The following is a 13,017-nucleotide window of genomic DNA, read 5'->3' as shown; positions in this document are numbered from 1 at the left end:
GGGACCGACACACGCTGTATGGCGGCGGTGGTGTGATGCACGACCGAGAGGGAGCGATCGCCGCGGGGATGCGCGTGCAGTCCGCGCGTGGCACCCTGGTGACGTGAACGAACTCGAATCCCTCATCACCGACTGGCTTCCCCTCCCCGACATCGCCGAGCGACTCGACGTGGAGGTCTCGCGCGTGCGGCGCCTGATCGAGGAAGGTCAGCTGATCGCGGTGCGCCGCGGGCAGCCCGTGGTGCGCATGGTGCCGGCGCTGCTGATCGCCGACGGCGAGATCATCCCGCATCTCGCGGGGACCATCACCGTGCTGCGCGACGGCGGCTTCGCGGATGAAGAAGTGCTGAGCTGGCTGTTCACCGAGGACGAGACGCTGCCAGGCAGGCCGATCGACCAGCTGCGCAAGGGACAGCGCGGCGAGGTGCGCCGGCGAGCTCTCGCCCTCGCGCTCTGACCGTGCACTAGCCCTTCGCCCTGCTCCTCCGCTCCCGGGTGCCGGTGAGCCGTCCTCGTTGAGCCGCGGGCCCTTGCGGTCACCCGGGCAGCGAGTCGACATCGGTGGCGAGGTCAGCGAGCGCCTGAAGTCCTGCGCGGCCCAGCTCGCCCAGATCTGCGGTGCCCTCGAGCAGCGCACGGCCTCGTGCCGCCCGCTGCCGCACCTCCTGCGCCACGGAGCTGACCGCGCCGGTGGACACCATCAGCGCATGGACGGCAGCGATCTGCGACTCGTCCGCCTCGGCGTTGCCGACGACCTCGTCCAGAAGTGCTCGCCCACCGGCGCCAGCGGCCTCCCGTGTCCGTGCCAGCAGCACGGTGCGCTTGCCCTCGATGATGTCCCCACCGATCGGCTTGCCGGTCTCGTCCTGATCTCCGATCACGCTGAGCAGGTCGTCGCGCAGCTGGAATGCTGTGCCCACTTCGATCGCCCAGGCCGAGAGAGCGTCCAGCACCGGATCCGGAGCCCCTGCGAGAGCGGCGCCGATCCGCACCGGCCGCAGCACGGTGTACGGGACCGTCTTCCACCGGATCACGGAGAGAGCGGCCAGCTCTGCGTCCGGAGCAGAGGCGAACCCGCCTGCCTGGTGGAGGATGTCGAGGTACTGCCCGGACATCACCTCGGTGCGCAGGGCATCGAACTCGCGACGGGCACGGTGCACCAGGGCAGGGTCTCCCTGAACCCCGGAGGCCATCTGCTCGGACCAGCTCAGGGCGAGATCACCCAGCACGATCGCGATCGCGATCCCGTACTCCTCCGGGTTGCCGGCCAGGCCGGCGCTGCGATGCTCCTGCTCGGCCTGCACGTGCAGAGCCGGTCGTCCACGCCGCATCGGGGAGTGGTCGATGACGTCGTCATGCATCAGCGCCGCTGCCTGGATCAGTTCGATCGCGGCGCCGAGTCGGGCCAGGGCATCCACCTCCGACGACTCCGGATCCCGGTCCAGTGCCCCCATTCCGCCCCAGAAGCAGAAACGGGGGCGCAGCAGCTTCCCTCCCTGGAGATAGCTCGTGAGCGCATCGATCTGTGCGGCGGCCTCCGGTGAGATCTCCTCGAGGTGCCGCTGATGCGCAGCCAGCTCGGTGCGGGTGATCTCTGAGACCCGCTCCACCAGCAGTTCGTCAAACGCTTGCAGGCGGTCACCGCGAGGCGGCGTGAGGGAGGAGGGCATCGGGAGCTTCCTTTCTGGCGGGCGTACCGATCTTCCCACGTCCAGCGGTACGGCCGGCCCGGCGGACGGTTCCTCCACAGCGGCTGTCCATCCCCAAGGTGGCGGGCTGCGGCCCGCAGGGTCGCCAGATCGGTGAGGGTCTGAGGCATGACGACACACATCACCCCCGCCGATCACGGCCGCCACCTCCTCGATGTCCATGACCCCGCAGAGCTGCTCGCTGAGGCCAGGCTGTGCCTGCGGGAGCTGCCCACGGACTCGCTGATCCTCGCCGGTTCCGGGGGGAACGGCTCCCCGCCGATGATCACGCGTTCGGCGCTGGCAGATCTGCTCGGCCCCGGAGGCGGCGAGAACCTCGAGCGCCACCTCTCGCTGATGAGGGATCGCGGCAGCCACGTCGTCCATGCGCTGATCGTCCTCGGCGACGGTTACCAGGACCTCTTGGACCCGGTGGTCGACGAGGTCATGCGCCGCGCCGGGCAGCTCCTGGACATCGCCGCGCACACGCTGGAGTCCCAGGCCTCAGCGGAGTCCACGTTCCAGCTGCTGTTCATCCACGGCGCGGCGAGCTCGACCTGCTGGCAGCTGGAGAGGGATCCACGGGGCGGAGCAGCAGGCGACCTCGGTCTGGCCGCCACCGGACCGCTGCGCCCGTTCTCGGACACCCGTGCCGCGGCATCGGCCGTCCTCACCGGCCGCCCCATCCCGCACCAGGAGTCCGCAGACCCGATGCTGGAGCGGATCGGTCACGAACTCCGACTCCCTGCACTCGACCTCTCCTCGGAGGCGGACCCCGGTCGTCTCTTCGCCGCGGCGCTCTCGGCGCTGGACAGACTTGCCGGCAGTGCCCCGGGCCTCTCGCCGACGGAGCAGATGACGGAATATGAACACATCGCGTCGTTGCTGTCCGCGGTCGCCGCCGACCGGCTCCACTGGGAGCTGCTGGCCCAGTTCGTGGAGCACGGCGGTCTTCGCACCATCGAGCGCGAAACGCTTCTGCAGACGCTGGTCAATGATCGGCAGTGGCAGCCACATGAGGACATCTGCGCAGGTGGCAGATCGTATGTGGGGCTCGAGAAGCTTCGGCGTGTCGCTGCAGCGACCATGGCGGCGGCACTGCCGGCAGAACGCCGCATCGCACGGTCCGCATGGCGAGCTCTGACCGCCCTGCTGGTGCTGCTGGCATGGTGGAACCACCGTTTCGCCACCGCGGGGCGTCTCGTCGATGAGCTCCGGGAGCAGGAACCGGAGTCGACTCTGGCACCCTTGCTCTCACGGATGACCGATACACCGATCTTCCCCGCCTGGTGGCCCAGCAGCTGAACCGGGTCACCGCGACGCCTTGCGCGGGGGAGGCCACCGAAGGAGCAGCACCGATGACCGTCCTCGGAGAGCACCGACATGTCGATGCGGGAATCCCCTCGCACGACAGTGCCCCGCACGCGCCGTCTGCTGCCACGGCGTCCGTCCCGGAGTCAGGAGCCTGGCGCCCGGAGAGGGGAGCCGGTGACCGGCAGTTCGTGGAGATCGGTCAGCTCGCCCTCGAGAACGGAGAAGTGCTCGACGACGTCACCATCGCCTTCGAGACCTGGGGCGAGCTGGATCCGGACCGTGGCAACGCCGTGCTGGTGCTGCATGCGCTGACCGGCGATTCCCACGTGCGAGGCCCCGCCGGAGGGGGCCACCCCAGCGCCGGCTGGTGGGAAGAGATGGTCGGCCCCGGCAGACCGATCGACACCGACCGCTTCCATGTCATCGCACCGAACGTGCTCGGGGGGTGCCAGGGCACCACGGGGCCCAGCTCCCCGGCGGCGGACGGCCGCCCCTACGGTTCGCGATTCCCCGTCATCACCACTCGTGACCAGGTCGCTGCGGAGCGTCGACTGCGGGACCTGCTCGGCATCGAGCACTGGGCGCTCGTGATCGGAGGCTCGATGGGGGGCATGCGTGCGATCGAGTGGGGCGTCTCCCATCCCGACGAGGTGGAGCGGCTCTGCATCATCGCCTCCTCTGCCAGGGCGACTGCGGACCAGATCGCCTGGAACAACGCTCAGATCGCCTCCATCCAGCTGGACCCGGAATTCCGGGGAGGGGACTACTACGACGACGGCAACGGGCAGGGGCCGAGGAGCGGCTTGGGCATCGCCCGGCGGATCGCGCACACCACCTATCGGACGGCTGAAGAGCTCGAGAGTCGCTTCGGCAATCAGGCTCAGGGGCTGGAGGACCCTTATGACGGACGGGGCAGGCACCAGGTGACCAGCTATCTCGATCACCATGCGGTCAAGCTCGCACGCAGGTTCGACGCGAACTCTTACATCACGCTCGCGCAGACGATGAGCACCCACGACGTCGGCCGCGGTCGCGGGGGTGTGGTCCAGGCTCTGGGCCGAGTTCGAGCCCGCACCCTGGTGGTCGCGATCAATTCCGACCGACTCTTCCCGCCGGCTCTGGTGGAGGAGATCGCCCAGCACGTCCCGCAGGCGCAGTGGCAGGTGGCCGCGTCACCCGTCGGGCATGATGCCTTCCTGCTCGCCCATCCGGGACTCGAGGAGTGGATCGGCACCCTGATCGGCGACTAAGCTGGGTCAGCCGGTGTGAGTGCACCGTTGCACGGTCGCAGGGAGGAGACGTCGCATGAGCATCGTCGTGGGGTACTCCCCGTCGGGTCAGGGGCGGGCTGCACTGAAGGCCGCCCTTCGCTACGGAGCGCGCACGGGGGAGGAGCTGGTCATCGCCTCGCACCTCTATCACGACGCTGAACGCGGGATGACCGCCGCCACCGAGGACGAGGTCCGGGACGAGCTGCGCGAGGTCGGAGCCGAACAGGCCGGCGTCACCGTGCGCAGCAGCCTCGAGAACGACATCGGGGAGTTCATCCTCTCGGTCGTGGACGAGGTCGCGGCGAGCCTGGTGGTGATCGGACTGCGCCGGAAGCCGCCCATCGGGAAGCTGAACCTGGGTGCCTCGGCCCGCCGGGTCGTGCTCGGCGCGGCCTGCCCGGTCCTCGCCGTCAAGGACGACCACCGCACGGGTGGGGTCGGCGGCGTCACAGGCTCCTGAGCCGGTGGGAATAAACCACCGCAGGCGGCGTTATACTCAACAGGCTTGACGGCACCGTGCGTTCGTGCGCCGTGAAACCGGTAGAGACCGGGGACACGGCACGGAGCGGAGACCGCGAGCCGCGCCGAGAAGACCGATCGCCCGAGTGTGGCGGACAGCCCACGCCGGGCCGCCGCCGGAAGAAGGAACTCTGTGACCTCCTCCAGTACTGCTGAGACCGCCTCCAAGGCGAAGCGCTCGACAAGCGCCGCGGCCACGAAGGCAGCGGAGAGCTCCGAGGCCGTCGAGACCGACGCCGTCGAGACCGCTGACACCACCGCACCGAAGACCCCTCTCAAGAAGGCCCCCGCTCGTAAGACCACGACCCGGAAGCCGGCCGCCAAGAAGGGTCCCGCGCCCAAGACCGACGAGGTCGACTCCGACCACGAGGAAGAGTCGGAGGAGTCCGAGGCGAAGAAGGCCAAGTCCGCGACCGAGACGAAGGTCGAGGAGTCCGGCGGTTTCATCTTCAACGCCTCCGAGGACGACGCCCCTGCGCAGCAGGTCGTCACCGCCGGCGCCACCGCCGACCCGGTCAAGGACTACCTCAAGCAGATCGGCAAGGTCGCGCTGCTGAACGCCGCGCAGGAGGTCGAGCTGGCCGAGCGCATCGAGGCAGGTCTCTACGCCGAGCAGAAGCTCAAGGGCGATGAGTCGATCGCCAAGACCAAGGCCGGTCGCGAGCTGGCCATCATCTCCCAGGACGGCCGCGCCGCCAAGGACCACCTGCTCGAGGCCAACCTGCGCCTGGTGGTGTCGCTGGCCAAGCGCTACACCGGTCGCGGGATGCTGTTCCTGGACCTCATCCAGGAGGGCAACCTCGGCCTGATCCGCGCCGTCGAGAAGTTCGACTATGCCAAGGGCTACAAGTTCTCCACCTACGCCACCTGGTGGATCCGTCAGGCCATCACCCGTGCCATGGCGGACCAGGCCCGCACCATCCGCATCCCGGTGCACATGGTCGAGGTCATCAACAAGCTCGCCCGTGTCCAGCGGCAGATGCTGCAGGATCTTGGCCGGGAGCCCACCCCCGAGGAGCTCGCCAAGGAACTGGACATGACCCCGGAGAAGGTTGTCGAGGTCCAGAAGTACGGCCGCGAGCCGATCTCCCTGCACACCCCGCTCGGTGAGGACGGTGACAGCGAGTTCGGTGACCTGATCGAGGACTCCGAGGCAGTGGTCCCGGCCGATGCGGTGAGCTTCACCCTGCTGCAGGAGCAGCTCCACTCGGTGCTGGACACCCTCTCCGAGCGTGAGGCCGGGGTGGTCTCGATGCGGTTCGGGCTCGAGGACGGTCAGCCCAAGACCCTCGATGAGATCGGCAAGGTCTATGGCGTGACCCGTGAGCGGATCCGTCAGATCGAGTCCAAGACCATGTCGAAGCTGCGCCACCCCTCACGCTCGCAGGTGCTGCGGGACTACCTCGACTGAGCACCAGCAGTGACGACGGGTCCGGCTCCACGGGAGCCGGGCCCGTTCTCCGTCCGTCGGCAGACGGATGATGAAGAGCGGCAGCCGCGAGAAGCGGGAACGACGAGGAAGAATCCGGGAGACGGCATACCGGCATGAGGACCACCACGGCGAGGATCCCCTCGACTGCGCTGCGGATCCATCGGGTCACCGGTGAGGACTGGAGCAGCCATCGGGAGCTGCGTCTGGACATGCTCGCTGCGGACCCCGAGGCGTTCTGGGCGGACCCGGCAGAGGCCCGCAGGCGCGATGAGCAGCAATGGCGTGCGGAGATCGCCGGACCGCGCATCCATCTCCAAGCCCGCAGCGAAGGAGCAGTGCTCGGCGGGATCGCGCTGCTTCCCACCGGCTATACCCCCGAACATGTGATCCCTGCGGACCGCGCGCACATCGTCTCGCTCTGGATCCGCCCTGCTGCCCGGGGCACAGGAATCTCTCGTGCCCTCTTCACGGCGCTCGCCGACCTCTCCCTCGCGCTCGGGCGACCGGATCTGCGTCTGGACGTCGACGACACCAACGTTCCCGCGCAGCGTCTCTACGAGCGTCTCGGATTCACCGCCACCGGGAACCGGGAACCCCGAGAGAACCGCGGCAGCAGCTGGGTCGAGTACGCGATCGACGCGGAACAGCTCCTGCGCGACTGACCACCATGCGACGGTCCGGCAGGTGACGGTCCGACAGGCGACCGTCCGCCATGCGACGGTCCGACGGAGTCGCCAGGAATGGCCCCGGAGACGAGAAGGGCGCCCACCACGGAAGTGGGCGCCCTTCTCGGCGATGGGAGCGATCAGGCTCTGAGGTCCGTGATCAGTCCTCGAGCAGTTCGGGCTTGAGGTGGAGACGCTCGGTCTCGTCGATGATCTCGGCGGCGACGCTGGTGAAGGCGTCCTGATGGGCGCGAGCGTGGTGCGCGCAGAACATCAGTTCGCCGCCGGCCTCGAGGAGCACCTTGACGTACGCCTGAGCACCGCAGCGGTCGCAGCGGTCGTGTGCCGTGAGCCGGGGGGCTTCGAGAGTGAGGTTCATGTGGTCATTTCTAGCATCGAGTGGTGGTGCGAGGGGAGTATCCACAGCCTCGGTTCGCTGGGGGCGCAACACCCTGTGAGCCCAGCCGCTCGCAGCGGTGGGCCGCGCCCCGCGCTGTGAGCCGTGCGGCAGGTGCCAATGCCCGGATCCGTGCGTCCGGACCCGTAGGATCTGGGGGGTGTCCACCCCCAGTGCCTTGAAGAAGTCCGCCTATGACGCCCGCAACCTCCAGGTCCTCGAGGGTCTCGAGGCTGTGCGCAAGCGTCCCGGCATGTACATCGGCTCCACCGACTCCCGGGGTCTCATGCATTGCCTCTGGGAGATCCTCGACAACTCGGTCGACGAAGCGCTCGGCGGGCATGGCGACGCGATCGAGGTGGTTCTCCACGCCGATCATTCGGTCGAGGTGCGCGACACCGGACGCGGCGTCCCGGTGGACGTCGAGCCCCGTACCGGCCTCACCGGCGTCGAGGTGGTCTACACCAAGCTCCACGCCGGAGGGAAGTTCGGCGGTGGGTCCTACGCCGCCTCGGGAGGCCTGCACGGCGTGGGTGCGAGCGTCGTCAACGCCCTGTCCGGACGCCTCGACGTCGAGGTCGACCGCGGAGGCAAGACATATGCGATGAGCTTCCAGCGGGGCCAGCCCGGCATCTTCGACGATGCCGACGGCCCGGACCCCGACTCGGCATTCACCCCGGCGGCGGGCCCCGGGGAGCTGCGGGTGGTCGGCAAGGCCAGGCGCGGTGTGACCGGCACCCGTGTGCGCTACTGGGCAGACCCGCAGATCTTCGTCAAGGGATCCCACTTCTCCCTGGACGACCTCACGCGTCGTTCTCGGCAGACCGCCTTCCTGGTCCCGGGCCTGAAGATCTCGGTCAGCGACCTCCGCCCCGAGGCCTCGCCCGATCAGCCGACCACCCGCGTGTACAAGTACGACGGCGGGATCAGCGAGTTCGTCGAGTACCTCGCCCAGGATCAGAAGATCACCGACGTGATCCGCCTCCAGGGCGCAGGGGAGTACACCGAGACGGTCCCGGTGCTCGATGCGAACGGCCACATGGTCTCCACCGAGGTCGAGCGCAGCTGCGAGGTCGACATCGCTCTGCGGTGGGGATCGGACTTCGACTCCACACTGCGCTCCTTCGTGAACATCGTCGCCACGCCCAAGGGCGGCACCCACGTCACCGGTTTCGAGCAGGCGATGGTCAAGACCGTGCGCAAGCAGGTCGAGAACCAGGCCCGGCGGGTCAAGTTCAACACGAAGAACGAGAAGATCGAGAAGGATGACACCCTCGCCGGGCTCACCGCGGTGGTCAGCGTGCGGATCGACGAGCCGCAGTTCGAGGGCCAGACCAAGGAGGTGCTCGGCACCCCGGCGATCCGCGCGATCGTCGCGAAGGTCGTCGAGGACCGGCTGACCGAGTTCCTCAGCTCCACCAAGAAGGGGGAGAAGGAGCAGGCCGCCCTCGTCATCGACAAGGTGGTCTCGGAGATGCGCGCCCGCATCGCGGCCCGCATGCACAAGGAGGTCTCGCGCCGCAAGAACGCGCTGGAGTCCTCCACCATGCCCACCAAGCTCGCCGACTGCCGCACCCATGATGTGGAGCGCTCCGAGCTGTTCATCGTCGAGGGCGACAGCGCGCTCGGCACCGCGAAGAACGCCCGCTCCTCGGAGTTCCAGGCCCTGCTGCCGATCCGCGGCAAGATCCTGAACGTCCAGAAGGCGTCCATCACGGACATGTTGAAGAACACCGAGTGCGCCGCGATCATCCAGGTGATCGGTGCCGGCTCGGGTCGCACCTTCGACCTGGACGCCGCCCGCTACGGCAAGATCATCATGATGACCGATGCCGACGTCGACGGCGCCCACATCCGCACCCTGCTGCTGACTCTCTTCCACCGCTATATGCGCCCGCTGGTCGAGGCCGGCCGGGTCTATGCCGCTGTGCCGCCGCTGCACCGGGTGGAGATCATCCACGGGGGCAAGAAGAAGAACGAGCTGGTCTACACCTACTCCGAGGCGGAGCTGAACAAGCTGCTGAAGAACCTCGAACGCCGCGGGAAGAAGTACAAGGAGCCGATCCAGCGCTACAAGGGCCTGGGGGAGATGGACGCCGACCAGCTGGCAGACACCACCATGGATCCCGGGCACCGCATGCTGCGGCGGGTGCGGATCGAGGACGCCGAGGCCGCCAGCGCCGTCTTCGAGCTGCTGATGGGCTCCGATGTCGCCCCACGCAAGCAGTTCATCATCGAAGGAGCCGAAGAGCTCGATATGGAGAGGATCGACGCATGAGTGTCGCCGTGAGAGTCATCCCCTGCCTGGACGTCGATGCGGGCCGCGTCGTCAAGGGTGTGAACTTCAAGGACCTCCGCGACGCGGGGGATCCGGTCGAACTGGCCGCCCGCTACGGCGCCGAGGGTGCCGATGAGCTCACCTTTCTCGATGTCACCGCCTCCTCCGGCGGCCGCGACACCATGATCGACGTGGTCCGGGCGGCCGCCGAGCAGATCTTCATCCCGTTGACCGTCGGGGGCGGGGTGCGCTCCGCCGAGGACGTGGACCAGCTGCTGCGGGCGGGGGCGGACAAGTGCGGGGTGAACACCGCCGCGATCGCCCGCCCCGAGGTGATCAGCGAGATCTCCCGCCGCTTCGGCAACCAGGTGCTGGTGCTCTCGATCGACGCCCGCCGCGTCACCGACGAGACTCCCGAGGGCACTGCGCGCTCCGGCTCCGGCTTCGAGGTGACCACCCACGGCGGTCGCCGCGGCACCGGCATCGACGCGATCTCCTGGATCCGCGAGGTGACCGAGCGCGGGGCCGGGGAGATCCTGCTGAACTCGATGGACGCCGACGGCACCGAGCAGGGCTTCGACCTCGAGCTCATCACGCTCGCCCGAGAGGCGACCACCCTGCCGCTGATCGCCTCCGGCGGCGCCGGGAAGCCCGAGCACTTCGCGCCCGCGGTCCATGCAGGCGCCGATGCCGTGCTCGCCGCGAGCGTCTTCCACTTCCAGCAGATGACGATCTCCGAGGCGAAGGCAGCGATGGCGGCCGACGGGATCACCGTGCGGTGAGCGCCCCGCTCTCGGTCGCCGACCGAGCAGCCGCGACCATCCGCCCCCGGACGCAGCGGCTCGCTGCTGTCGGGCTGGTGCTGATCCTGCTGCTGCTCGGCACCGGCGGCTGGCTGCTGTGGGACAACCGCCGGCTCGATGTCACCACCTATGAGGTGGTCCTCGACGACCTGCCGAGGGCGGCCGATGGTCTGCGCATCGCCCAGCTCTCCGATCTGCATGCCGCACAGTTCGGCACCTTCCAGGACCGGGTGGTCGCGGCGACCACGGCCGCGCAGCCGGACCTGATCGCCCTCACCGGGGACCTCATCGACTACCGCACGTCGCAGCTGGACGGCGTGCTCACGATGACCGAGCGGCTGCAGTCGATCGCCCCGACGTACGTCGTGCTCGGCAACCATGAGGCAGATTCGACTCTCATGGCGGAGCTGATCACGGGCCTCGAGGCGCAGGGCATCACGGTGCTGCGGGATGAGGCCGTCGAGCTGCGGAGTGCCGGGGTCGAGCTGACGGTGGCCGGTCTCGACGACCCGTGGCTGCGCACCGCAGCAGGGCAGAGCCGCCGGGATGCCGCTGGTCTGCTCGCCGGACTCGACCTGCCGGAGGACGCCGCCACTGTGCTGCTCGCACATCGTCCGGAGCAGCTGGGCAGCTACACCGGAACCGGAGTCGATCTGGTGCTCTCCGGGCACGCCCACGGCGGGCAGGTGCGCATTCCCGGGGTGGGAGGGCTGTACGCACCGCACCAGGGGATGTTCCCGACGCTCACCGAGGGCGTGCATGAGCTCGAGGGGACGACCATGGTGATCAGCAGAGGGCTCGGGAACAGCAGCGTCGGGGTGCGCGTGAACAACCCGCGCGAGCTCGTCATCGTGGAGCTTCGCAGCGGGGCGTGACGCCTTTGCGCAGGGTGTGAGGCTTTGCCGGGCGCAGGGCGATCCCTGCGGCCGCTGCGGCGAACGGGCTGTGCTCGGGACTCAGCACGGCCCGCCCGGAAAGGATCCGGACGGGCCGCGACATGGCGAGCATCGGACAGGGTGGGACCCGGGCCTCACCGCAGGTGGGTGAGGCCTGCGCCGAGCACCGTGCGCTGCACGAGGAGCTCGTGCTCGCGGTGCGCCTGTTCGGCGGCCAGCTCCCGACGAGCCTGACGCACCGCGCGGCGACGGGCGAGGAACGACTGCAGCAGCGCCTCGACCGTCTGCTCGTCGACGGTCTGCATGAGCTGGTCCAGGGTGCGGGTGGCACTGGTGCTGGGGAGTGGGAAGGTCGGGCTGCGAGTATCGACGGTGGCGTGCATGGACATGGTGGGGCTCCTGGAGGAGTGGTGTGTGCAAGGGTCCTGCACCGAGCGGACAGAGACTGTCCGTGAAGCGCGCAGGAGGGTGCGCTCGCAGCTCGAGGCATCGAGCGGCGAGGAGTGTTCTCAGCGGCGCCGGGGCCTGCGCCGCCCGGCAGGGCGTCGAGCGGTGTGCTCCGTCAGCTCGCCGTGAGGCCGGCGCCATCGGCGGTGCTGCGGCCCCCCTCGACTGCTCGCAGAGTCACGGGTGCTCCGTGATGCCGGGTGGGGGAGGCGGCGCCACCGGACGACGAGGCGACCGGAATCGCCGGGCTCGTGGTCGGGGTCATGTGCATCTCCATACGGACAGTCGACCACCTCAGCCTCTGTGCCCGCAACGGAATATCCTTCGGCCGATGCCGAGCACCCGGCCGCCCCTGAGCGGGGCGACCGGGTCCAGGTCAGGTGCTCCTTCTGCGGAGCCGGGTCTCGGCGTCCTCAGGAGTCCGGGGCTCAGTGCTCGATGCGGTAGGTGACGCCGATGGTGTGCGACTGTCCGGACTCGAGGGCCACGAAGCCGTCCTTGGCGACAGCGGGCTCGATGCAGACGAACTCGGGCCAGGCCGTATCGGGGATGTCGGCCATGCCGGTCACCAGGGTGTCCCAGGGGTTCCAGACGACCGTCTTCGCGGTGCCGCGGGCGGTGGAGACGATGCGGCGCGCGTTCTTCTCGTCGGCGATGGTCACCACGGCGGTGGAGTCGACGACCCGGTCGGTGGCGGCGGTCAGCCGCAGCGGCTCGGCCGGGAGCACGTCGGGGGCCAGGCCGCGGGTGTTGTCGAGGAAGTCAGCGCCTTCGAGCCCGCGGATCTCGATCTCTCGCACATCGCCGACGGCGAGGTAGGTGTGCAGCGCGGCCTCGAGCTCGAGCGGACGAGGCCCGGCGGTGATGGTGAGATCGACCGCCAGCTCGGTGCCGATGCGGTACTGGACGGAGGCGGTGAGCGCCTTGACGTCCTCGGGGGTGCGGAGGGTGAGCACCACCTCGTCTCCCTCCCGCTCGGCCGTGGCCAGATCCCAGCGGAGGTTGCGCAGCCAGCCGTGCTTGACCTCCATCGCCAGGTCCCGACCCGGTCCGAACCAGGGCCCGATCAGCGGGATGCCCCCGCGCACGGCCTCACGCTCGCCGAAGGCGGAGGTCGGGCTCATCCACAGCAGATCCGCCTCACCGGCGGGGACGAAGCTGGTCAGGTGCGCGCCATCGAAGAGGAGCTCGGCCGTCGCGGCAGGCGTGTCGACCAGCAGGGCGTCGACCCCGTGGACCTGCGCGAGGCGCACACCGTCGGGAAGCGGGACGGAGGCGGAGGGGGCATCGGTGCCGGAAGAGTTCAT

At 69.0% G+C, this 13,017-nt stretch carries 13 protein-coding genes and 1 pseudogene; 9 read left to right on the top strand and 5 right to left on the bottom strand.

The genetic code is table 11. The features are described from left to right. Nucleotides 1-103 precede the first annotated feature (103 nt). Nucleotides 104-457 (top strand): Rv2175c family DNA-binding protein, encoded by a 354-nt coding sequence (locus Q0937_RS11160; RefSeq protein ID WP_299303574.1) that lies wholly within the window; start codon nucleotides 104-106, stop codon nucleotides 455-457. 79 nt (nucleotides 458-536) lie between these two features. Here Q0937_RS11160 and Q0937_RS11155 read toward each other — a convergent pair whose 3' ends face one another. Continuing rightward, nucleotides 537-1,670: a polyprenyl synthetase family protein gene (locus tag Q0937_RS11155; RefSeq protein WP_299303572.1), complete on the bottom strand. Its 1,134-nt coding sequence runs from the start codon at nucleotides 1,668-1,670 to the stop codon at nucleotides 537-539. A 147-nt stretch (nucleotides 1,671-1,817) separates the two neighbouring features. On the opposite strand from Q0937_RS11155, the gene Q0937_RS11150 reads away from it, so the two are divergent. The 5 genes and pseudogenes from Q0937_RS11150 (at nucleotide 1,818) to Q0937_RS11130 (ending at nucleotide 6,886) form a co-directional block, all read left to right on the top strand. Continuing rightward, on the top strand, nucleotides 1,818-2,993 hold the full coding sequence (locus Q0937_RS11150) for a hypothetical protein (protein WP_299303570.1): 1,176 nt from the start codon (nucleotides 1,818-1,820) through the stop codon (nucleotides 2,991-2,993). Between the two features lie 53 nt (nucleotides 2,994-3,046). Continuing rightward, entirely contained in the window at nucleotides 3,047-4,252 is a 1,206-nt protein-coding gene (locus tag Q0937_RS11145; protein WP_299303568.1) for a homoserine O-acetyltransferase, read from the top strand. Nucleotides 4,253-4,307: 55 nt separating this feature from the next. Then, nucleotides 4,308-4,733 (top strand): universal stress protein, encoded by a 426-nt coding sequence (locus tag Q0937_RS11140; protein WP_299303566.1) that lies wholly within the window; start codon nucleotides 4,308-4,310, stop codon nucleotides 4,731-4,733. Between the two features lie 129 nt (nucleotides 4,734-4,862). Next, nucleotides 4,863-6,203 (top strand): annotated as a pseudogene (locus Q0937_RS11135) (RNA polymerase sigma factor); the annotation flags it as partial. A gap of 134 nt (nucleotides 6,204-6,337) precedes the next feature. Beyond that, a complete protein-coding gene (locus tag Q0937_RS11130; RefSeq protein ID WP_299303564.1) occupies nucleotides 6,338-6,886 on the top strand; it encodes a GNAT family N-acetyltransferase in 549 nt (182 codons plus the stop codon). 163 nt (nucleotides 6,887-7,049) lie between these two features. On the opposite strand, the gene Q0937_RS11125 is transcribed toward Q0937_RS11130, so the two are convergent. Further along, nucleotides 7,050-7,268, bottom strand: a complete 219-nt coding sequence (locus tag Q0937_RS11125) for a hypothetical protein (protein WP_299303562.1) — start codon at nucleotides 7,266-7,268, stop codon at nucleotides 7,050-7,052. A 178-nt stretch (nucleotides 7,269-7,446) separates the two neighbouring features. Between Q0937_RS11125 and Q0937_RS11120 the strand changes: the two genes are divergently transcribed. The 3 genes from Q0937_RS11120 to Q0937_RS11110 are packed head-to-tail and all read left to right on the top strand — an operon-like array spanning nucleotide 7,447 to nucleotide 11,242. After that, a complete protein-coding gene (locus tag Q0937_RS11120; RefSeq protein WP_299303560.1) occupies nucleotides 7,447-9,564 on the top strand; it encodes a type IIA DNA topoisomerase subunit B in 2,118 nt (705 codons plus the stop codon). Next, a complete protein-coding gene (gene hisF / locus Q0937_RS11115) occupies nucleotides 9,561-10,346 on the top strand; it encodes an imidazole glycerol phosphate synthase subunit HisF (RefSeq protein ID WP_299303559.1) in 786 nt (261 codons plus the stop codon). Before Q0937_RS11120 ends, hisF begins: the two co-directional genes overlap by 4 nt. Beyond that, nucleotides 10,343-11,242 carry a metallophosphoesterase gene (locus tag Q0937_RS11110; protein WP_299303557.1) on the top strand — a complete coding sequence of 300 codons (900 nt, stop codon included), beginning with the start codon at nucleotides 10,343-10,345 and terminating at the stop codon, nucleotides 11,240-11,242. Before hisF ends, Q0937_RS11110 begins: the two co-directional genes overlap by 4 nt. Nucleotides 11,243-11,397: 155 nt before the next feature. Here Q0937_RS11110 and Q0937_RS11105 read toward each other — a convergent pair whose 3' ends face one another. The 3 genes from Q0937_RS11105 to Q0937_RS11095 all read right to left on the bottom strand — a co-directional run bounded on the left by Q0937_RS11105 (nucleotide 11,398) and on the right by Q0937_RS11095 (nucleotide 13,017). Continuing rightward, nucleotides 11,398-11,652 carry a hypothetical protein gene (locus Q0937_RS11105; protein WP_299303555.1) on the bottom strand — a complete coding sequence of 85 codons (255 nt, stop codon included), beginning with the start codon at nucleotides 11,650-11,652 and terminating at the stop codon, nucleotides 11,398-11,400. Between the two features lie 173 nt (nucleotides 11,653-11,825). Beyond that, entirely contained in the window at nucleotides 11,826-11,975 is a 150-nt protein-coding gene (locus Q0937_RS11100) for a hypothetical protein (RefSeq protein WP_299303553.1), read from the bottom strand. Nucleotides 11,976-12,138: 163 nt separating this feature from the next. Beyond that, nucleotides 12,139-13,017, bottom strand: coding sequence for a D-hexose-6-phosphate mutarotase (locus Q0937_RS11095; protein ID WP_299303551.1), 879 nt, complete (start codon nucleotides 13,015-13,017; stop codon nucleotides 12,139-12,141).

The organism is uncultured Brachybacterium sp. (assembly GCF_947500705.1).
GTDB lineage: Bacteria > Actinomycetota > Actinomycetes > Actinomycetales > Dermabacteraceae > Brachybacterium.
The sequence above is the reverse complement of the archived record's forward strand: the minus strand, read 5'-3'. Positions and strand labels throughout refer to the sequence as shown.

Bases quoted from the DNA above. Each gene is read 5' to 3' on its own strand.
- hisF (WP_299303559.1), top strand. From the start codon at position 9,561: ATGAGTGTCGCCGTGAGAGTCATCCCCTGCCTGGACGTCGATGCGGGC.
- Q0937_RS11145 (WP_299303568.1), top strand. From the start codon at position 3,047: ATGACCGTCCTCGGAGAGCACCGACATGTCGATGCGGGAATCCCCTCG.
- Q0937_RS11140 (WP_299303566.1), top strand. From the start codon at position 4,308: ATGAGCATCGTCGTGGGGTACTCCCCGTCGGGTCAGGGGCGGGCTGCA.
- Q0937_RS11100 (WP_299303553.1), bottom strand. From the start codon at position 11,975: ATGACCCCGACCACGAGCCCGGCGATTCCGGTCGCCTCGTCGTCCGGT.
- Q0937_RS11155 (WP_299303572.1), bottom strand. From the start codon at position 1,670: ATGCCCTCCTCCCTCACGCCGCCTCGCGGTGACCGCCTGCAAGCGTTT.
- Q0937_RS11125 (WP_299303562.1), bottom strand. From the start codon at position 7,268: ATGAACCTCACTCTCGAAGCCCCCCGGCTCACGGCACACGACCGCTGC.
- Q0937_RS11150 (WP_299303570.1), top strand. From the start codon at position 1,818: ATGACGACACACATCACCCCCGCCGATCACGGCCGCCACCTCCTCGAT.
- Q0937_RS11095 (WP_299303551.1), bottom strand. From the start codon at position 13,017: ATGAACTCTTCCGGCACCGATGCCCCCTCCGCCTCCGTCCCGCTTCCC.
- Q0937_RS11130 (WP_299303564.1), top strand. From the start codon at position 6,338: ATGAGGACCACCACGGCGAGGATCCCCTCGACTGCGCTGCGGATCCAT.
- Q0937_RS11105 (WP_299303555.1), bottom strand. From the start codon at position 11,652: ATGTCCATGCACGCCACCGTCGATACTCGCAGCCCGACCTTCCCACTC.